The sequence below is a fragment of the Hydrogenophilus islandicus genome (assembly GCF_054657095.1).
The window spans coordinates 36903-52968 of sequence record NZ_BAAHXE010000011.1; the positions used below are offsets into that span (position 1 = coordinate 36903).

The 16066-nt window shown below is 65.9% G+C and carries 20 protein-coding genes; 8 read left to right on the plus strand and 12 right to left on the minus strand.

From position 1 onward, the window contains the following. Positions 1–2: 2 nt before the first annotated feature. Complete coding sequence (motD, locus tag ACYQ6T_RS05220; protein ID WP_459828522.1) at positions 3–887, plus strand: flagellar motor protein MotD; 885 nt, start codon at positions 3–5, stop codon at positions 885–887. Here the strand turns inward: motD and ACYQ6T_RS05225 are convergent. The 3 genes from ACYQ6T_RS05225 to aat are packed head-to-tail and all read right to left on the minus strand — an operon-like array spanning position 838 to position 3472. Further along, positions 838–1860: a quinone-dependent dihydroorotate dehydrogenase gene (locus ACYQ6T_RS05225; RefSeq protein ID WP_459828556.1), complete on the minus strand. Its 1023-nt coding sequence runs from the start codon at positions 1858–1860 to the stop codon at positions 838–840. The genes motD and ACYQ6T_RS05225 overlap by 50 nt on opposite strands. Positions 1861–1904: 44 nt before the next feature. Beyond that, on the minus strand, positions 1905–2675 hold the full coding sequence (locus tag ACYQ6T_RS05230; RefSeq protein ID WP_459828524.1) for an arginyltransferase: 771 nt from the start codon (positions 2673–2675) through the stop codon (positions 1905–1907). After that, positions 2672–3472 carry a leucyl/phenylalanyl-tRNA--protein transferase gene (gene aat / locus ACYQ6T_RS05235; protein WP_459828526.1) on the minus strand — a complete coding sequence of 267 codons (801 nt, stop codon included), beginning with the start codon at positions 3470–3472 and terminating at the stop codon, positions 2672–2674. The genes ACYQ6T_RS05230 and aat overlap by 4 nt, the downstream gene beginning before the upstream one ends. Positions 3473–3518: 46 nt before the next feature. Here aat and ACYQ6T_RS05240 point away from each other — a divergent pair, with 46 nt between their 5' ends. Continuing rightward, complete coding sequence (locus ACYQ6T_RS05240; protein ID WP_459828527.1) at positions 3519–3998, plus strand: CreA family protein; 480 nt, start codon at positions 3519–3521, stop codon at positions 3996–3998. Position 3999: 1 nt separating this feature from the next. On the opposite strand, the gene ACYQ6T_RS05245 is transcribed toward ACYQ6T_RS05240, so the two are convergent. The 5 genes from ACYQ6T_RS05245 to ACYQ6T_RS05265 are packed head-to-tail and all read right to left on the minus strand — an operon-like array spanning position 4000 to position 8214. Further along, the gene (locus ACYQ6T_RS05245) at positions 4000–4260 is read right to left on the minus strand and encodes a YfhL family 4Fe-4S dicluster ferredoxin (protein WP_459828529.1); all 261 of its coding nucleotides are present in this window, start codon (positions 4258–4260) and stop codon (positions 4000–4002) included. A 10-nt stretch (positions 4261–4270) separates the two neighbouring features. Further along, positions 4271–4774: a pantetheine-phosphate adenylyltransferase gene (gene coaD, locus ACYQ6T_RS05250; RefSeq protein ID WP_459828530.1), complete on the minus strand. Its 504-nt coding sequence runs from the start codon at positions 4772–4774 to the stop codon at positions 4271–4273. Next, the gene (gene rsmD, locus ACYQ6T_RS05255) at positions 4764–5327 is read right to left on the minus strand and encodes a 16S rRNA (guanine(966)-N(2))-methyltransferase RsmD (RefSeq protein WP_459828532.1); all 564 of its coding nucleotides are present in this window, start codon (positions 5325–5327) and stop codon (positions 4764–4766) included. Before rsmD ends, coaD begins: the two co-directional genes overlap by 11 nt. Positions 5328–5332: 5 nt before the next feature. Further along, complete coding sequence (locus ACYQ6T_RS05260) at positions 5333–6778, minus strand: M16 family metallopeptidase (RefSeq protein WP_459828534.1); 1446 nt, start codon at positions 6776–6778, stop codon at positions 5333–5335. After that, positions 6775–8214: a M16 family metallopeptidase gene (locus ACYQ6T_RS05265; protein WP_459828536.1), complete on the minus strand. Its 1440-nt coding sequence runs from the start codon at positions 8212–8214 to the stop codon at positions 6775–6777. Before ACYQ6T_RS05265 ends, ACYQ6T_RS05260 begins: the two co-directional genes overlap by 4 nt. A gap of 57 nt (positions 8215–8271) precedes the next feature. Between ACYQ6T_RS05265 and ftsY the strand changes: the two genes are divergently transcribed. Genes ftsY through ACYQ6T_RS05290 form a run of 5 tightly spaced genes read left to right on the plus strand, consistent with a single transcriptional unit; the run spans position 8272 to position 12953 of the window. Further along, complete coding sequence (ftsY, locus tag ACYQ6T_RS05270; RefSeq protein ID WP_459828558.1) at positions 8272–9243, plus strand: signal recognition particle-docking protein FtsY; 972 nt, start codon at positions 8272–8274, stop codon at positions 9241–9243. Between the two features lie 9 nt (positions 9244–9252). After that, the gene (locus ACYQ6T_RS05275; protein WP_459828538.1) at positions 9253–9921 is read left to right on the plus strand and encodes a cell division ATP-binding protein FtsE; all 669 of its coding nucleotides are present in this window, start codon (positions 9253–9255) and stop codon (positions 9919–9921) included. Next, positions 9918–10808 carry a hypothetical protein gene (locus ACYQ6T_RS05280; RefSeq protein WP_459828540.1) on the plus strand — a complete coding sequence of 297 codons (891 nt, stop codon included), beginning with the start codon at positions 9918–9920 and terminating at the stop codon, positions 10806–10808. The genes ACYQ6T_RS05275 and ACYQ6T_RS05280 overlap by 4 nt, the downstream gene beginning before the upstream one ends. A 55-nt stretch (positions 10809–10863) precedes the next feature. Further along, entirely contained in the window at positions 10864–11925 is a 1062-nt protein-coding gene (gene selD, locus ACYQ6T_RS05285) for a selenide, water dikinase SelD (RefSeq protein ID WP_459828542.1), read from the plus strand. Continuing rightward, on the plus strand, positions 11925–12953 hold the full coding sequence (locus tag ACYQ6T_RS05290; protein WP_459828544.1) for an AI-2E family transporter: 1029 nt from the start codon (positions 11925–11927) through the stop codon (positions 12951–12953). The genes selD and ACYQ6T_RS05290 overlap by 1 nt, the downstream gene beginning before the upstream one ends. A gap of 26 nt (positions 12954–12979) precedes the next feature. Here the strand turns inward: ACYQ6T_RS05290 and ACYQ6T_RS05295 are convergent, their stop codons facing one another. Next, on the minus strand, positions 12980–13639 hold the full coding sequence (locus ACYQ6T_RS05295) for an arylesterase (RefSeq protein ID WP_459828546.1): 660 nt from the start codon (positions 13637–13639) through the stop codon (positions 12980–12982). Here ACYQ6T_RS05295 and ACYQ6T_RS05300 point away from each other — a divergent pair. Then, positions 13638–14297: an ABC transporter ATP-binding protein gene (locus tag ACYQ6T_RS05300; protein WP_459828548.1), complete on the plus strand. Its 660-nt coding sequence runs from the start codon at positions 13638–13640 to the stop codon at positions 14295–14297. The genes ACYQ6T_RS05295 and ACYQ6T_RS05300 overlap by 2 nt on opposite strands. Here ACYQ6T_RS05300 and ACYQ6T_RS05305 read toward each other — a convergent pair. From ACYQ6T_RS05305 to ACYQ6T_RS05315, 3 genes are all read right to left on the minus strand, one after another. Then, on the minus strand, positions 14287–15276 hold the full coding sequence (locus ACYQ6T_RS05305; protein WP_459828550.1) for an NAD(P)/FAD-dependent oxidoreductase: 990 nt from the start codon (positions 15274–15276) through the stop codon (positions 14287–14289). The two genes, ACYQ6T_RS05300 and ACYQ6T_RS05305, sit on opposite strands and share 11 nt — an antisense overlap. A 61-nt stretch (positions 15277–15337) precedes the next feature. Next, positions 15338–15661, minus strand: coding sequence for a helix-turn-helix domain-containing transcriptional regulator (locus tag ACYQ6T_RS05310; RefSeq protein ID WP_459828552.1), 324 nt, complete (start codon positions 15659–15661; stop codon positions 15338–15340). A gap of 3 nt (positions 15662–15664) precedes the next feature. After that, positions 15665–16006 (minus strand): type II toxin-antitoxin system RelE/ParE family toxin, encoded by a 342-nt coding sequence (locus tag ACYQ6T_RS05315; protein WP_459828559.1) that lies wholly within the window; start codon positions 16004–16006, stop codon positions 15665–15667. Between the last annotated feature and the right edge of the window lie 60 nt (positions 16007–16066).

Below are 16066 nucleotides of genomic sequence, written 5' to 3' on the forward strand. Positions count from 1 at the left end.
CGATGGCGCGATTGCGGCGTAAAGCGGAAGAGCACGAAAATCTCGAACGGTGGTTGGTGAGCTACGCCGACTTCATCACGCTCCTCTTTGCCTTTTTCGTCGTGATGTATTCGATCTCCTCGGTCAATGAAGGAAAGTACCGGGTGCTCTCCGAATCGATCTACGAGGCGTTTCGCCCGGGGGTTCTTTTGCCCAAACACGAGGGGTCACGGGACAGTTCGACGGTTCCGGCGGTGGTGAGCGGGTTGCCGCTCGCGGTGAAACGGCGAGGTGGCGATGAGGGGAGGAGTGAAACGGCCGAAGAGGCGCGGATGAGGTCGGCGCTCGAAACCACCGCGACGACGGCAAAGAGCGTGCGGGAGGCGCTCGCCCCGATGATCGCGAGCGGTGACGTCCAGGTGAGCGAAGGGGCGTTTGGGGTGACGATCGACGTCGGTGCCGAGATTCTCTTCCCGAGCGGCTCGGCCACCCTCTCGCCCGTGGCCCTTTCGGCGTTGCGGCCCATTGCCCGAGTGTTGGCCGATAGCGGTGACTTTCCCATCACCGTCGAGGGGCACACCGATAACGTACCGCTTCGCCCAGGGGGGGCGTTCCCTTCGAACTGGGAGCTTTCGGCAGCCCGCGCGGCCGCAGTCGTTCGTCTCTTCGTCCAAGAGGGGGTGGCAGCCCATCGCCTGGCCGCGGTGGGGTACGCCGATCAGCGGCCGATTGCCGATAACCTGACGCCGCAGGGGCGCGCCCGTAATCGCCGCGTGACGATTCGCCTCGAGACGATGGCGGGGTTAGAAGAGCGGGCCACCCCGCCGGCAACAGCACCGGCGAGCGCCTCTGTGCCGCTTACCGGTTCGAGCATTCTGCCGCCGTCGCTCGGATTGCCTCGGGAATGAGCTTCGGGCCACGATAGATAAGCCCGGTGTAGAGCTGCACGAGGGTCGCGCCTGCGGCCAACTTCGCGCGCGCGTCGTCCCCCGAGAGGATCCCGCCGGCGGCGATGATCGGGATCTTGCCGGCCAAAGCACGGGCGAGGATCCGTACCACCTCGGTGCTGCGGGCAAAGAGCGGTGCGCCCGAGAGCCCCCCACTCTCGTTCCCATGGGGCAGCTGCTCGACCCCCGCGCGCGAGGTGGTGGTGTTGGTCGCAATGACCCCGTCGATCTCAAACGCCCGCAGCGTCTCGGCGATCGCCGCGATCGCGTCGTCGTCGAGATCGGGGGCGATTTTGACGACCAACGGGGTCCGTTTACCGTTCACCGCCTCCAGCCGCACGCTCTCTTCGCGCAACCCCCCCAAAAGCGCGGTGAGCGCCTCCCCCTCTTGGAGCGACCGCAACTGCTGGGTGTTGGGCGAAGAGATGTTGATCGTGATGTAGTCGGCAACCTCCCAGACTGCTTGCATCCCCAGACGGTAATCGTTGAGCGCCTCCTCGAGTGGCGTCGTCGCGTTCTTGCCGAGATTGATGCCCAGGATTCCCCGGAAGCGGCGGTCTTTGACGCGCGCGACGAGCGCAGCGACCCCGTCGTTGTTGAATCCCATGCGGTTGATGAGGGCGTGGGCTTTGGGCAGGCGAAAGAGGCGTGGTTTGGGGTTGCCTGGCTGGGGCCGCGGCGTGACCGTCCCCACCTCGATCGCGCCAAAGCCGAAGTGGGCAAGCCCATCGACCGCGATGCCGTTTTTGTCGAGTCCAGCCGCAAGTCCCACGCGGTTGGGAAAGCGCAGCCCCATCACCGTGACCGGCGCCGCTTCAGGCGGAGGAGGAGGAGGGATGAGCTGCCCGAGCCGACTCAGGAGGTGGAGGGAGAGTTCGTGCGCGCGTTCCGGGTCGAGGGAGAAAAGCAGGGGGCGAAGGAATGCGTAAGGGATCGGTAACGACATGGGGGTGGGTCAGCAGAAGCGTTGCGGCCATTTTATCGCGAAGCGGTCGCGATCCCCAATGGGTGGTGGTCGATCGCCAGCCACTCGCTGTCGTGCCCCGGGCAGAAGAGTTCGGCGGGGCGAAAACGGGACTTGTAGGCCATCTTGGCGCTCGCGGCAATCCAATAACCGAGGTAGAGGTAGCGCATCCCGGCGCGCTTGGCTTGGGCGATCTGCCAGAGAATCGCATAGGTACCGTAGGAGGCGTGGGGCTCTTCGGGTTCGTACCAGGTGTAGACCGCAGAGAGGGCGTCGGGGAGCACATCGATGAGCGAGACCATCTTGAGGGTGCCGTCGCGGGTGCGAAACTCGACAAGACGCGTATCGAAGGGGCTTGAGAGAAGGAACTCGCGGTAGCCCTGTTCGCTCGCCTCCGCTTCGGCGAGCTCGTGGCGGATCGTCACATAGCGGCGATAGAGGTCGTAGTGCTCAGGGGAGAAAGCGAGCGGCCGCTCCTCTGCAATGAGCGTTCTCCCCAACCGGCTCATTGTCCGGCGTTGCGCGCGGTTGGGCTGAAAACGGGTAACGGGAATGCGCAGCGAGAGGCAGGCGCGGCAGTTGTCGCACTGGGGGGCGTAGAGGTGGTCGCCGCTGCGCCGAAAGCCGCGCTGAATCAGCTCCTGGTAGTCGAAGAGGGTGAGCTCGGTAAAGGGGAGGATGACGCGCGAGCGGGCGGTCCGGTCCGGGAGGTAGGGGCAGGGGTAGGGGGCGGAGGCGTACCACCCCCACCGCTCTTGGGGGGTGACCAAGCGACCGTGCTTCATGCGCTCACCTCGTCGCGGCGGGGAACGGCGGTTGAGGGGTGGAGCCACTTTTCGAGTTCGGTGACGAGCGCCTCGCCCGAGAGAGTGGCGTCGCGCTGCCCCCCATCCGGGAGTGCCCGGCGTGACCAATCCTGCGGTTGCGGGTGGCTGCCGATCGCGGCCGCGAGCACCGTTTCGAACCCTTCGCGGGCGATCGTCTTGCCACCCATAAACTCAAGGTGCGGGGTGCTCATCTGGCAATCGATCAGCACGATCCCCCGCTCGAAGCTCTCGAGCACGAGCCGCGCGAGCGCCACTTTCGACGCGTCGCGCGTCAAGTGGAACATCGACTCACCGAAAAAGATCCGGTCGAGACAGACGCCGTAGAGCCCGCCGACGAGCCGCTCATCAATCCACACCTCGACGCTGTGGGCAAAACCGCGGTGGTGGAGCGCCTCATACGCTCGGATCATCTCGGGGGTGATCCAGGTCCCTTCGCTGCGGACGGTCGCGCAATGGCGCACCACAGCGGTAAAAGCGGTATCGACCCGTGTGAGGAATCCCCCGTGTTTGAGGCGCTTTTTGAGCGAACGGTGGAGGCGAAACGCTTCAGGCAAAAGGACCATCCGCGGCGAAGGGCTCCACCAGAGAATCGGCTCGCCCTCTTGGTACCAGGGGAAGATCCCGCGCCGGTAAGCGGTGATGAGCCACGCGGGGGTGAGTGCCCCCCCTGCGGCGATGAGGCCGTTCGGTTCGGTGAGCGCCGACGCGGTCGGCGGAAAATGGGGCGGGGCGTTGGGGTCAAGCCACGGGATCATGGTACGATCAGCCTTTGGGCTGAGGTCATGCAAAGGGGATTGTGCCATGAAAAGGGTGGTGCCGGCGCTGTGGGGTTTTGCTCTGTTTTGGAGTGTCGCGCAAGGGGCCTATGGCGAGGAGATCGGCGAGGTGTCGACGGTCTGGAAACTGATCGGTCCGAACCACAAGATCGTCGTCGAGGCCTTTGCGGACCCCGACGTCGACGGGGTGGTCTGTTACGTTTCGCGCGCGAAAAGCGGCGGGATCAAAGGGGCGGTCGGGATTGCCGAGGATCCGTCGGATGCGTCGATCGCCTGCCGGCAGGTGGGGCCGATCCGCTTCAAACGCCCGTTGCCGAAGCAGGATTCGATCTTTTCCGAGCGCGCGTCGCTGATCTTCAAGAAGGTGCAGGTGGTGCGGATGGTCGACCGCGCCCGCAACGTCCTTGTCTATTTGACCTACTCCGACCGCCTGATCGAGGGGAGTCCGAAGAACAGCGTCACTGCGGTTCCTGTGGGGGATCAGCCGATCCCCCTCAAGGAGTGACTCAAGCCGGTTTTTTGCCACCCGTGAGCTTCAAGAACTTCTCCATCAGCTGCTCTTTGGTCTCACGGTGTTCGGGGTCGACGATGATGCAGTCGACGGGGCAGACCTGCTGACATTGCGGCTCGTCATAGTGGCCGACACATTCGGTGCATTTGTTCGGGTCGATCTCGTAGATCTCATCCCCTTGGTAGATCGCGTTGTTAGGGCACTCGGGCTCGCAGACGTCGCAGTTGATGCACTCTTCGGTGATTTTCAAAGCCATGTGATTACTCCTAGGGATTGGGGGAGAAAGAAGCCACTCTTTGTTGCAGGTATTTGAGCGCCGCCGGGGTGACAAAACGCGAGACATCGCCACCCAGTCGGGCGATTTCGCGCACCATCGTGCCGGAGATGAACATAAATTCGTCGGCGGGCGTCAAGAAGACCGTTTCAATCTCTGGGTAGAGTTTGCGGTTCATCCCGGCCATCTGAAACTCATATTCGAAGTCGGAAACGGCGCGAAGGCCACGGAGGAGGATCCGCGCGCCGTTCGCGCGCAGGAAATCGACCAGAAGCCCGTCGAATCCCACGACCGTGACGTTGGCGAGGTCGGCAAGCGACTCGCGGGCGATCGCAACCCGCTCCTCGAGTGTGAAGAGCGGGTTCTTTCCGTGGCTGCGCGCAACCGCGACGATGAGCTCAGGAAAGAGTCGGGCGGCGCGCCGGACCAAGTCTTCGTGCCCTTTGGTGAGCGGGTCAAAGGTACCCGGATAGACCACTTTGACGTCACAGCCCATCGTCGTTGTCCGTTCCTTGCGATGAACGCTTGAGGAGATGGTAATGCACCTGCCCGGCGCTCCCCGCTTTGACCACCTGCCACGCCCCGAGCTGCACGATCGGCCGTTCGGCCTCGGCATAGATCGCGCCGTCGGCTTTCACCAGACGGTCGAGATGGGGCGTGAGCCGCTCGAGCCAGCCCGCGTGGTAGGGAGGGTCAAGGAAGAGGAGATCGACCGGTTCCGACCATGAAGTTGCGCATTGTAACGCATCGCGGGGGAGAACGACCACCCTTTCGGGAGCAAGCTTTTTCGCCCACTCCGCAAGCGCGGCAGCGACGTGGCGATTCTTTTCCACCAGGGTGACGCGGCTTGCGCCGCGCGAAGCGGCTTCGAACCCGAGCGCGCCGCTTCCCGCGAAGAGGTCGAGGCAGGAGAGCCCCTCTAACCGCTGCCCAAGCCAGTTGAAGAGGATCTCGCGAACGCGGTCCGGCGTCGGGCGTAGCCCCAGCCGCTCGGGGAAGGTGATGCGGCGGCTGCGCCACTCGCCGCCGATGATCCGGATCTGCCCCATCGCGGTTACCGTTGGGGGGCGGCGCGATGCGCCGCGGGTTGCGACGCCGCAGCAGGCGCGGGGGATTGGTTCGCCGCGTCGCCGCTTCCCCCCACGCGCACCCAGACGAGCGCTCCCAGGTTCACCCGGCGGCGAAAGGCGGCGCGCACCGCGTCAGCGGTCACTGCGCGAATGGCCTCCGGGTAGCGCGCGAGCCAATCGGGGGGAAGGCGGTAGAAATTGACGACGGAGAGGAACGAGGCGAGCTTGCGGTTCGAGTCGAGCCGCAGGCCAAAACCGTCGGCGAGCGCCTGGATCGCGAGCGTCACCTCCTCAGGCTTCGGCCCCTCGCTGAGAAAGCGCTCGAGCGTCGCCGCGACCACCTCACGCGCCGCATCGGCGTGACGGCCGCGGGTCTGCAAGCGGATCACGAACGGTCCCGGTTGCGCCTGCGGTTCAAGCGCACTATAGACGCTGTAGGCGTAGCCGCGCGACTCCCGCACCTCATGCATCAGGCGTGAGCTGAAGCTCCCGCCTCCCAAGATCCAGTTGCCTACGAGCAGCGGAAAGTAGTCGGGATCGTCGCGCGTGATCAGCGGCATCCCGATCGCCCAGTGGGTCTGCTCCGACGGGTGGTCGATCGCGATCGTGCGTCCCGCCTGATCCAAGCGCGCGGTCACCGCAGGAAGGGGGGGGAGCGGCTCACCAGCCGGAAGCGCGGCGACGACCGTTTCGGCGAGCGCTTTGGCTTCTTCGCGGGTCAGTGCCCCGACGATGGTGACGGTGGCCGAGGCGCGGGTGTAGTGGCGGCGAAAAAAGTCGATGACATCGTGACGGGAGAGCGACGCGAGCGATTCGACGGTGGCGAGTTGCCCGTAGGGGTGGTTGGGGTAGATCGCTGCGGCGAGAGCCCGTTCGGCGAGCACCTCGGGACGGGTGAGCGCCTCTTTGAGCCCGGCGATCGCCCGCGCCTGTTCGCGGGCGAAGACCGCATCAGGGAAAGCGGCGTCGCTGAGGAGTTCCGCAACAAGGCGCGCAGCGGCGGTGCGGATCTCGGGTTGCGCGAGCGTCCGCCACGAGAGGGTCGCGCGATCCTCCTCGACCCCGCCGCCGAGGTCCGCGGCGAGATCGGCAAAGGCTTCGGCGATCGCCTGCTCGTCGCGGCGCGACGTCCCCGCGGTGAGGAGCGAGCGCGTGAGTCCCGCCAACCCCGCTTTCCCTGCCGGGTCGCGGCGGCTTCCAGCGTCGAACGAGACGACGACGTCGACGATCGGGACCCCGGGGCTCGCGATGAAATCGACCGGGACACCGGCAATGGTTAGGCGGTCACTCACCGGCGCGGCGTGGCCGACACTGCTGGCGCTGAGCGCGACGAAGAGCGCAAGGAGTGCGCTCTGCAGCCACCCTGCGACGCGGGCGGTTGGGTTGATGAGCTTCATGAGGTTCCGGGCGAATCGAGCGAACATTCTCATCCTCTCTTCTCCTCGCGGTGCTGGGGGGATTGTACGGCGGGCGAATCGCGGTCGGCGCTCGCCTCAGCCGCTTCTCTCCGGGGAAGGACGTCGACGCGGGTGCGCTGCTCAGGGGCGAACCACCGCCGCGCCGCCTGCTGCACCTCTTCTGGGGTGACGGTCTGCACGAGGCGAACGAAGCGGCTCTCCGCGTCGAAAGGTAGCCCGATTGCGCGCGCCATGCCAAGCTGCATCGCCTGTCCCATCAGGGAGTCGCGCTGGTAGATCTGGTGCGCCTCATACTGGCGCAGGACGCGCGCGAGCTCTTGAGGGGAGACCCCCTGCTCTGCGATTTGAGTGATCGCTGCGGTGAGCTTTTCGGCGAGGAGGTCGGGGGAGACACCCGGTGCCGCTTGGGCGTCGAGCACGAAGACGCCGGGGCCACGCCCCATCACGTCGGCGCTTGCCGAGACGGAGACGGCGAGTTTCTCTTGTTTGACGAGCGTGCGCGGGAGCCGCGCGCCGTCAAAGCCGTCGAGCACTGCGGCAAGGGCCACGAGCGCCGCGACGTCGCGGTCGCGGTCGGGGTCCTGCAGCGCGGGGATTTTCCACGCGAGGGTCACTGTGGGGAGTTCCGTTTTACCGAACACCACCGCGTGGCGGGGGCCGGCTTGCGGCGGTTCATCGGTGCGGGTGCGGCTGGTGACCGGCGGAACCGGTCGGGAGGGCAGCGCGCCGTAGATCCGCTTTGCCTCGGCGATCACCGCTTGGGGGGCGACATCGCCCACCACCACCAGATGGGCGTTGTTGGGCGCGTACCAGTTGGCGTACCACGCTTTGACGTCATCAAGGGTCAGCCGCGCGAGGTCGGTCGGCCAGCCGATTACCGGGTTACGGTAGGGGTGGGCGAAAAAGAGGGTCGCCATCAACGTCTCTTGGCCAAGCGCCTCAGGGACGTCGTCGGTGCGCAGTTTCCGCTCCTCAATCACCACGTCGCGCTCTTTGCGGAACTCCTCGGGGTCGAAGGCGAGGTTCGCCATCCGGTCGGCCTCGAGCGCCATCACCGTCGTAAGCCCCTGCGGCGGAATCTGCTGAAAGTAGGCGGTGTAGTCGCGGCTGGTGAAGGCGTTGTCGCGCCCGCCGAGCGCCGCAATGCGCCGGTTGAATTCGCCCCCGGGCACCGTGGGGGTCCCTTTGAACATCATGTGTTCAAAGAGGTGGGCGACGCCGCTTTTGCCAGCCGGTTCGTCGACGGCGCCGACATCGTACCAGACCATGTGGACGACCGACGGGGCACGGTGGTCGGGGAGCACCAGAACCTCCATGCCATTCTCGAGATGCGCTGTGACCACCGGCGGGTCCGTTGTCGCAGGAGCGCTCGGGGGTGCTGCACGCTCTGCCCAACTGCTTCCCGTGAATGCGCCAACCAACGCAAGAAGTGCCAACCCGCTTTTCATGCCTCATTCCTTCTCAATGGTGGTTTTCCGTGCCGATTCCTGGCGCGATCGTTTAGAATCTTACCGTTCGACGGGGAAAAGGACAAAAGGTTCGCAATGGGCAACACATCCTCGGAGCGGCGCTCGTGGTTCCAACGGTTGAAGGAGGGGCTCTCCCGCACCCGGTCGCAGTTGGCGTCGCTCTTTACCAAGCGGAAAATCGACGAAGCGCTTCTCGAGGAGCTGGAGACGACGCTGCTCACTGCCGACTGCGGTGTCGCGGTGACCGAGACGCTGATGGCGCAGATTCGCCACCGCATCAAACGCGACCGCTTGGACGATGGTGAAGCGTTGCGCGAGGTGCTCGCCGAGGAGCTCGAAACGCTTCTCAAACCGCTCGAAGCGCCGCTTGCGGTTGACGCCGCGAAGCCCTTCGTGATCATGGTCGCGGGGGTGAATGGCGCGGGGAAGACGACGTCGATCGGGAAACTCGCCCGCTGGTTTCAACGTCAAGGCAAGCGGGTGATGCTGGCTGCGGGCGACACCTTTCGTGCTGCAGCGCGTGAGCAGCTGGAGATTTGGGGCGAGCGCAACGGGGTGCCGGTGATCGCGCAAGAGAAGGGGGACCCGGCAGCCGTGGCGTTCGACGCGGTTCAGGCGGCGAAAGCGCGCGGGATCGACGTGCTGATCGTCGATACCGCCGGGCGGCTTCCCACCCAGCTCCACCTCATGGAGGAGATCGCCAAAGTTCGGCGGGTGATCCAGAAAGCGGAGCCGTCGGCGCCGCACGAGGTCCTCTTGGTGCTCGACGCCAACATCGGCCAGAATGCGATCACCCAGGCCGAGGCGTTTGACAAGGCGATCGGGGTGACCGGTTACATTCTGACGAAGCTCGACGGCACCGCCAAAGGGGGGGTGATCGCGGCGCTCGCGCAACGGCTTCCCAAACCTGTCCGGTTCGTCGGCGTCGGCGAAGGGGTTGATGACCTGCGCCCCTTCGTCGCCCGCGACTTTGTCGCCGCGCTCGTTGGCCTTGAGCGCGAAGCGTAAGCGGGCGCGATGATCCGTCTGGTTGCGCTCACCTATGAACCTGCGCCAGGGGTGGCGATTCTCAACGGGGTGTCGCTTACGATCGCGCGCGGCGAATGGGTCTGGCTTCGCGGCGCGCGGCACGCCGGAAAGAGCACGCTCTTGCGGATTCTCGCGGCACTCACCCGGCCGACTTCCGGCGAGGTGTGGTGGGATGAGGTGCCGCTCTTGCAACTCCCCGCCCGTGCGCTCTCCTTCTGGCGGCGGCGGGTCGGCACCCTCTTTGCCGAGTGGCCGCTCCTTCCCCAGCGACCGGTCGTCGACTCGGTCGCACTCCCGCTCCTCGCGGTCGGTTACTCCCGGAAAGAGGCGTTGGCGCGGGCGCGTCGCCTGCTGGAAGAACTGGGGTTACGGGAGGAGGCGGAGCTTCTTCCGGCGCAGCTCTCGGGTTCGGAACGGCAAGTGGCGCTGTGGGCGCGGGCGGTGATCCATGCTCCGATGCTGCTCCTCCTCGATGAGCCGACCGGTGGGGCGTGTACCGAGACGGCGATCCGCCTGTGGCGGTGGATTGCCGCGGCCCATCGAGCGGGGACGACGGTGATCGTCGCCACCGGTTCCGATCTTCCCCTTCTCCATGAGCAGCCGGTCCGCCGGGTGACCTTGTTGCGTGGCCAAGTGGTCGAGGATCCCTCACGATGAGCGTGCGGCGGTTTCTCGCAAGCCTCCCCCCAATTGGGCCCGCGTGGGCCATGGGGGTTGCTGCGGCGCTCTTCGTGCTCACCAGTAGCGTTTTGGCGATCATTGCTGCGTGGTTGATCGGGCAACGCGACGATTTTGCGGTGGTGGTGATCTTGGGGCTGAACGCCGACCGCGAAGCCGAGGCGCTGGTTGCCAACGCCGATCGCGCCCAATGGCGGGAGGTCACCCGTGTTGCGCCCGAGTCGCTCCGTCTTCTCCTCAGCAGCTCCGGGGAAGAGGGGTCGTCCCCGCAGCTCCCCCCGGTGGTGCGGTTGGTTCCCCAAGGGTGGGAGCGCGAGAGGATCGTCGAAGCGGTGCGCCTGCTGCAGGGGCAACCGGGGGTTCGCCGGGTGATCTTCGACGTGCAGTGGCTCGAACGGTGGGAGGCATGGGCGCGGTGGGGGAGGGGGATCGGCGTCGGGGCGCTTCTGCTCCTGGGGCTCCTCTTCGCGGGCGCTTCGGGGGCGCTGATCGGCTGCTGCCGGGCGCAGGTGGCCGACGAGTGTGCGCTCCGTTTTCTCCACGGCGGCGGGCGCGCCTTTGTCCTCGCTCCCTTGTGGCGTCAGGTGGCGGTCGCGGCTGTGATCGCAGCGGTGGTCGCTGCGGTGACGGTGGGGGTTTCACTGGCGGTGATCGATTCCCTGGTGCAGGGGTGGCTTGGGGCTTACGGGATGACGCTGGAGCGCGTCACCGCAACGATCGGGGGACAATGGGGGATCAATGACCTGCCCGCGCGGGCGCTTCCTTCCCTATTGGTGATGGTTGCGGCGCTGGTTGCGATGCTTCCCGCTATTGCAGCGTTGGCGTACCCTCAGCGATGGGTTCTCCCCGCGATCGCGAAGCAGTAGGATCGCGACTGGAGCCAGTCGATGAGGGTGTAAGATGAGTTTTGTGAGGGCTCAGATGTCTGAAACAGAAACGATTCGTCTCACCGAGTGGGCACATGGTGGGGGTTGCGGGTGCAAAATTGCGCCGGCGGTCCTTGAGCGCCTGTTGCGCACGATTCCGCCGACCTTTGCCCCCCCGGAGTTGCTCGTCGGGTATGACACCACCGACGACGCCGCGGTGTGGCGGCTCAATGACGACCAGGCGCTGGTTGCGACGACCGATTTCTTTCTGCCAGTGGTCGATGATCCGTTCGATTTTGGTGCAATCGCCGCAACGAATGCCCTCTCCGACGTCTACGCGATGGGGGCGCGGCCGATTTTGGCGCTCGCGGTGGTGGGGATGCCGGTTGGGAAACTGCCCGAGGCGGTGATCGCGAAGATCCTCGAAGGGGGGGCGACGGTCTGCCGCAACGCCGAGGTGGCGCTTGCCGGCGGCCACTCGATCGACTGCGTCGAGCCCTTCTATGGGCTCGTGGCGCTGGGGCTTGCCCACCCGCAACGGATCACCACCAACGCCGGCGCACAGCCGGGCGACCGTTTGATCCTCACGAAACCGCTCGGGATCGGCATCCTCTCCGCTGCGCTGAAAAAAGGGGTACTGAGCAGCGACGCCTACGCCGAAATGCGCCGATGGACGACGCTCTTGAACCGCGTTGGGGCGCTCCTTGCCGAGGATCCTGCCGTTCATGCGGTCACCGACGTCACCGGTTTCGGCCTGGCCGGACACGGGTGGGAGATGGCGCGGGCAAGCGGCGTTGCCGTGCGCCTCCATGCGGCGAAGATCCCGGTGCTTCCGGCAGCGCTCCATTATCTCCAGGAGGGGATCTCCACGGGGGCAGCTACGCGCAACTGGCAGAGTTACGGCGAGGCGGTCGACCTCTCGGCGATGAGTGATGCGGAGCGCGAGCGGTGGCGCCAAGTGGTGACCGACCCGCAGACGAGCGGGGGGCTTCTCATCGCGTGTGCGCCTGAGGCGGTCGACCGGGTCCTTGCCCTGATCCGTTCGAGCCAGGGAACGGAAGGGGCGGTGGTGGGCGAGGTGGTCGCGGGCTCCCCCCACGTCGCGGTGGTTCCGTGATGCGCGCCGATCGCTTGGATGCGGGGTGGGGGCGGCGGGCGCTGCTTGTCATCGTCCCGATTCTCGCACTCTGGGGGTTGGTGTTGGTGCTGAAGCTCACCCCCGCCTTTTTTGCCGGGGTGCTCACCTTTGGCGCGTCGCACGCGATGACCCAGCGCTTTGCCCGCCACGCCACCTTTGCCCGCCACGCCCGCCTCTACTCGGCTGCGGTCGTCGCGGTGGTGACGCTCCTGTTCATTGCCGGGCTCGTCGAATTCGCCCTCTGGACGCCGCAGGCGTTGCCGAAACTCTTTCGCCAGCTTGCGACGACACTCGAGCAGGTGCGCACACTACTCCCGGCGTTGGCGGGTTTTATTCCCGATTCGATCGACGCGCTGCGGCAAGAGGCGATCCATTGGCTCAGAGCCAACGGCGCAGCGGTCCAGAGCTGGGGGCTCCACACCGCGCGCGGGATCGGTTACGTGATCCTCGGGATGATCGTCGGGGGGTTGGCCGCTGTCCAGGTCGCGTGGCACGAGGAGGAGGCAACCGAGGCGCAGAAGGTTTCGCCACTGGTGCAGAGAATCACCAGTTTCATGCGCGAGCTGGTGGCCAGTTTCACCCAGGTGGTCTTCGCCCAGGTGAAGATTTCGCTTGTCAATACGGCACTGACCTCGATCTTTCTTCTGGGCATTCTGCCGCTTCTCGGGCGCACCTTGCCGCTTACGCCGGTCCTTATCGTCGTCACCTTCGTCGCCGGACTCTTGCCGGTTGTGGGGAACCTCATCTCCAATACGGTCACGACCCTCGTTGCGCTCAGCGTCTCGGTGATCGACGCGGCGCTCGCGTTGGGGTGGCTCGTCTTCATCCACAAGCTCGAGTACTTTCTCAACGCCCACATCATCGGCAACCGGATTCACTCCCACGCGTGGGAGATTTTGACAATGATGATCGTGCTCGAAGCGGCCTTTGGCGTTGCCGGGGTAGTGAGCGCGCCGGTGCTCTACGCGCAGTTGAAGAGCGCGTTGCGCCGCGAGGGGTTGCTCTGATGGCCGATTGACGCTTGAAGCTCAGTTCAGTTGCACCCCACGAGCGGCGCGATCGCCGGCCAGACGGTGTCGAGCAGCAGCGGTTGGGCGGCGGCGGTGGGGTGGAGCCCGTCGGCCTGGAAGGCGTCGCGCGAGAGCGCAATCGGCGCAAGGAGGAAGGGGACGAAGCCCGCGACACGCTTCTCCTTCGCCACCTCAGCGAAGGTTGTGGCAAACGCGCTACTATAGTCTGGCCCGAGGTTGGGGGGAATCGCCATCCCGACGAGCACCACCGCGGCACCCGCCCGGTGGGCGGCGTCGATCATCGCTTCGAGGTTTGCCCGCATCGCGCGGAGCGACAACCCCCGCAGTCCGTCGTTGGCGCCGAGCGCGAGCACAACCACCTGCGGGTGGTGCCGCTCGAGGAGCTGCGGCAGCCGCATCCGTCCGCCGCTCGTCGTCTCGCCCGAGATACTGGCATTGACCACCTGCCAGGGGGACGGGCAGGCGCGCAGCCGCTCGGCCGCGAGATCGACCCAACCCTCCCCTGGGCGCAACCCGTAGCCCGCGGAGAGGCTATCCCCCAAAACGAGCAGCGTCGCCGCTTGAGGGGTCTCTGCGGCCTGGAGCCTTGCGGCGGGAACGAAAAGGGCCACCGCCAGACCAAGGGTCAGAAGACGGCGGCGCGAAAGAGGAGAAAAAACCATGATCGCAGCGATCCACCTCAACAAAACGGTTACTTTGCCCACGGGTGAGCCTTTGACGCTTCTCAACGACGTCCACTTTACCATCGGCGACGGCGAGTCGGTCGCGATCGTCGGCCCGTCGGGGTCGGGAAAGACGACGCTCCTGGCGCTCCTTGCGGGGCTCGATCGTCCGACGAGCGGACAGGTGGTGGTCGACGGGTGTGACCTCACCGCGCTCGACGAAGAGGGGCGGGCGCGGTGGCGGCAACAGAACGTCGGGTTTGTCTTTCAGGATTTCCAGCTGCTTCCCCACCTCACCGCGTGGGAGAATGTCGCGCTGCCGCTCTGGCTCAAAGGGGAGCGGGATGCCGAGGAGCGAGCGACGCGCTGGCTCGAACGCGTCGGTTTGGGCCGCCGCCTCGACCATCGCCCCGAGTCGCTCTCGGGGGGTGAGCAGCAGCGGGTAGCGCTGGCGCGCGCCTTTGCCACGGCGCCCCGCTACCTCTTTGCCGATGAGCCGACCGGCAACCTCGACGCAGCGACCGGCGAGCGGGTGATCGAACTCCTCTTTGCCCTCGGTGACGCGTCGGGGGCGACGTTGATTCTCGTCACCCACGACCCGGCGCTTGCCACCCGCTGCAGCAGGCAGTTGCGTCTCCATGACGCCGCTATTCTTTGAGAAGAGTTTCGCGTACCGCCCGCGCGGTGCTCCAACCGCTCGCCGCCGCCCCCTCTAAGCCCGGGAGCGCCTCCTCGGGCGGCAACCATTCGCCGGAAAGCCAAAGGTTGGGGGCGACCTCGACCGGTTTCGCGACCGGCTGCGGAAGGGGAGCAGGCGTCCCCCAGCGGGGGATCTCGGGCCAGCGCGCGAGGCGCTCGCGCAGCGCCGCAAGCGCATCGGGTAGCAGCGTCGCAGCGGCAGCGGGGGGGGTGGCGATCACGACCGCGCGCGCCCAGAGCGCCTCCCCTGGCGTGACGACCCGCCACCCCTTCGTCTCAGGAAGCACGGCGGTGACGGGGGTCGCGACCGCAACCGTTTGCCCCAACCGCCCGATGCTGCGGGCGAGTGCCACGGCGAACCACTCGCTCGGCAGCTCATCGACCCGCCACGCGGCGCGCTCGTCTCGTGCGGCAAAGAGGATCGCGCGCAGAAGTGGCGCAAAGCGCGACCAGGTGAGGGTAGTGAGCGACTCCCCCGCCCACGCTTCGGCGAGGGTCGCTAAATCGCTCACCCACCGCGAAGGGGGCTCAGCGCGCTCGACCCACGACGCGATCGGCGCCCCCGGCGATTGTCGTCCCCACCACGCGAGGCGCACGAACCACCACGGCGAGCGGAGCAGCGTCGGCCCACGCCACGGCGGCCAGAAGCGGGCGGCGCGCTGCCGCCGGAGTCCCTCGGCGTCATCGCCCCACGCGATGGGGGTTGCGCTCAGCGCCGCGCGCGACAGGGCACCCGCGGAGAGGAGCCGCTGCAGCACCGGGCTAGCGGCAAGCAAGCGGAGCTCCTTCTCGGCAAGCGTTGCAACCACCCCTCCCAGACGGGTCGTGCGCTCGACGAGGTGCACCGCGTACCCCCAGCGGGCGAGCCGCCACCCGCAGGTCAACCCTGCGGCGCCGCTGCCGATGATCACGATCCGGTTCAAAGCTGGTGCGCTCAAAAATGTGCGAGAGAGATGACCCAGATCACCGGTTGTGCAGGTGAGTGGGTCACTCGGGCGGCTACTCGGTCGTAATCATGCTGGCGGGGACCTCCGCGTTCACCGCGCGCTTGATCGCGGCGAAGATCGCCGAAAGGTTGCTCATCGTTGGATTGCCCGTGGTCGAGAGCATACGGTGCACGCTCTTGGCCGGCTTGTGGATCTCTTCAGCCAGGGACTCGAACCCGACTGTGGCATTTACGAGGTCACGCAGGATCAGTTTAGCCGTGTTAGGTTCACCGTTAATGAAGAGAGTGATTGCCTCATCCAGTAGTGCTTGTGCAAACGCCGGGTCGCTCTGAATGCGGGCTGCGACACTCTCTTTGAAATCACGGGTCAGTGCCATGGCTCACTCTCCTTCTTTCTTGGTTTGGGCTTTGCGGCGTTTGTATTCTTCCCATAAGGCAAGTGCCTTATCGATGTCCCTCTGTTGGCCTTTCTTGGTGCCGCCGCCGAGCAGGACAATGATCTGCAGACCGTCTTTGGCCAAATAGATGCGGTAACCTGGTCCCCAATCGATCTTGTACTCGCCAATGCCCCGGAACCACTCGACGTTTGATAGATTGCCCAGTTCGATCCGGGCAACAGCTACCCTTACCTTGGCTGCAGCGATCGGGTCGAGCGTAGCAAACCACTGCGCGTACGGACTGCTGCCATCAGATAGCAAAAGCTCTTTGACTTGGTAGCTCATTGGACCAATGGTAACACAAATGTTTCCGTCCATGCGTGCAATTGCGCGCGACAGGGTGCC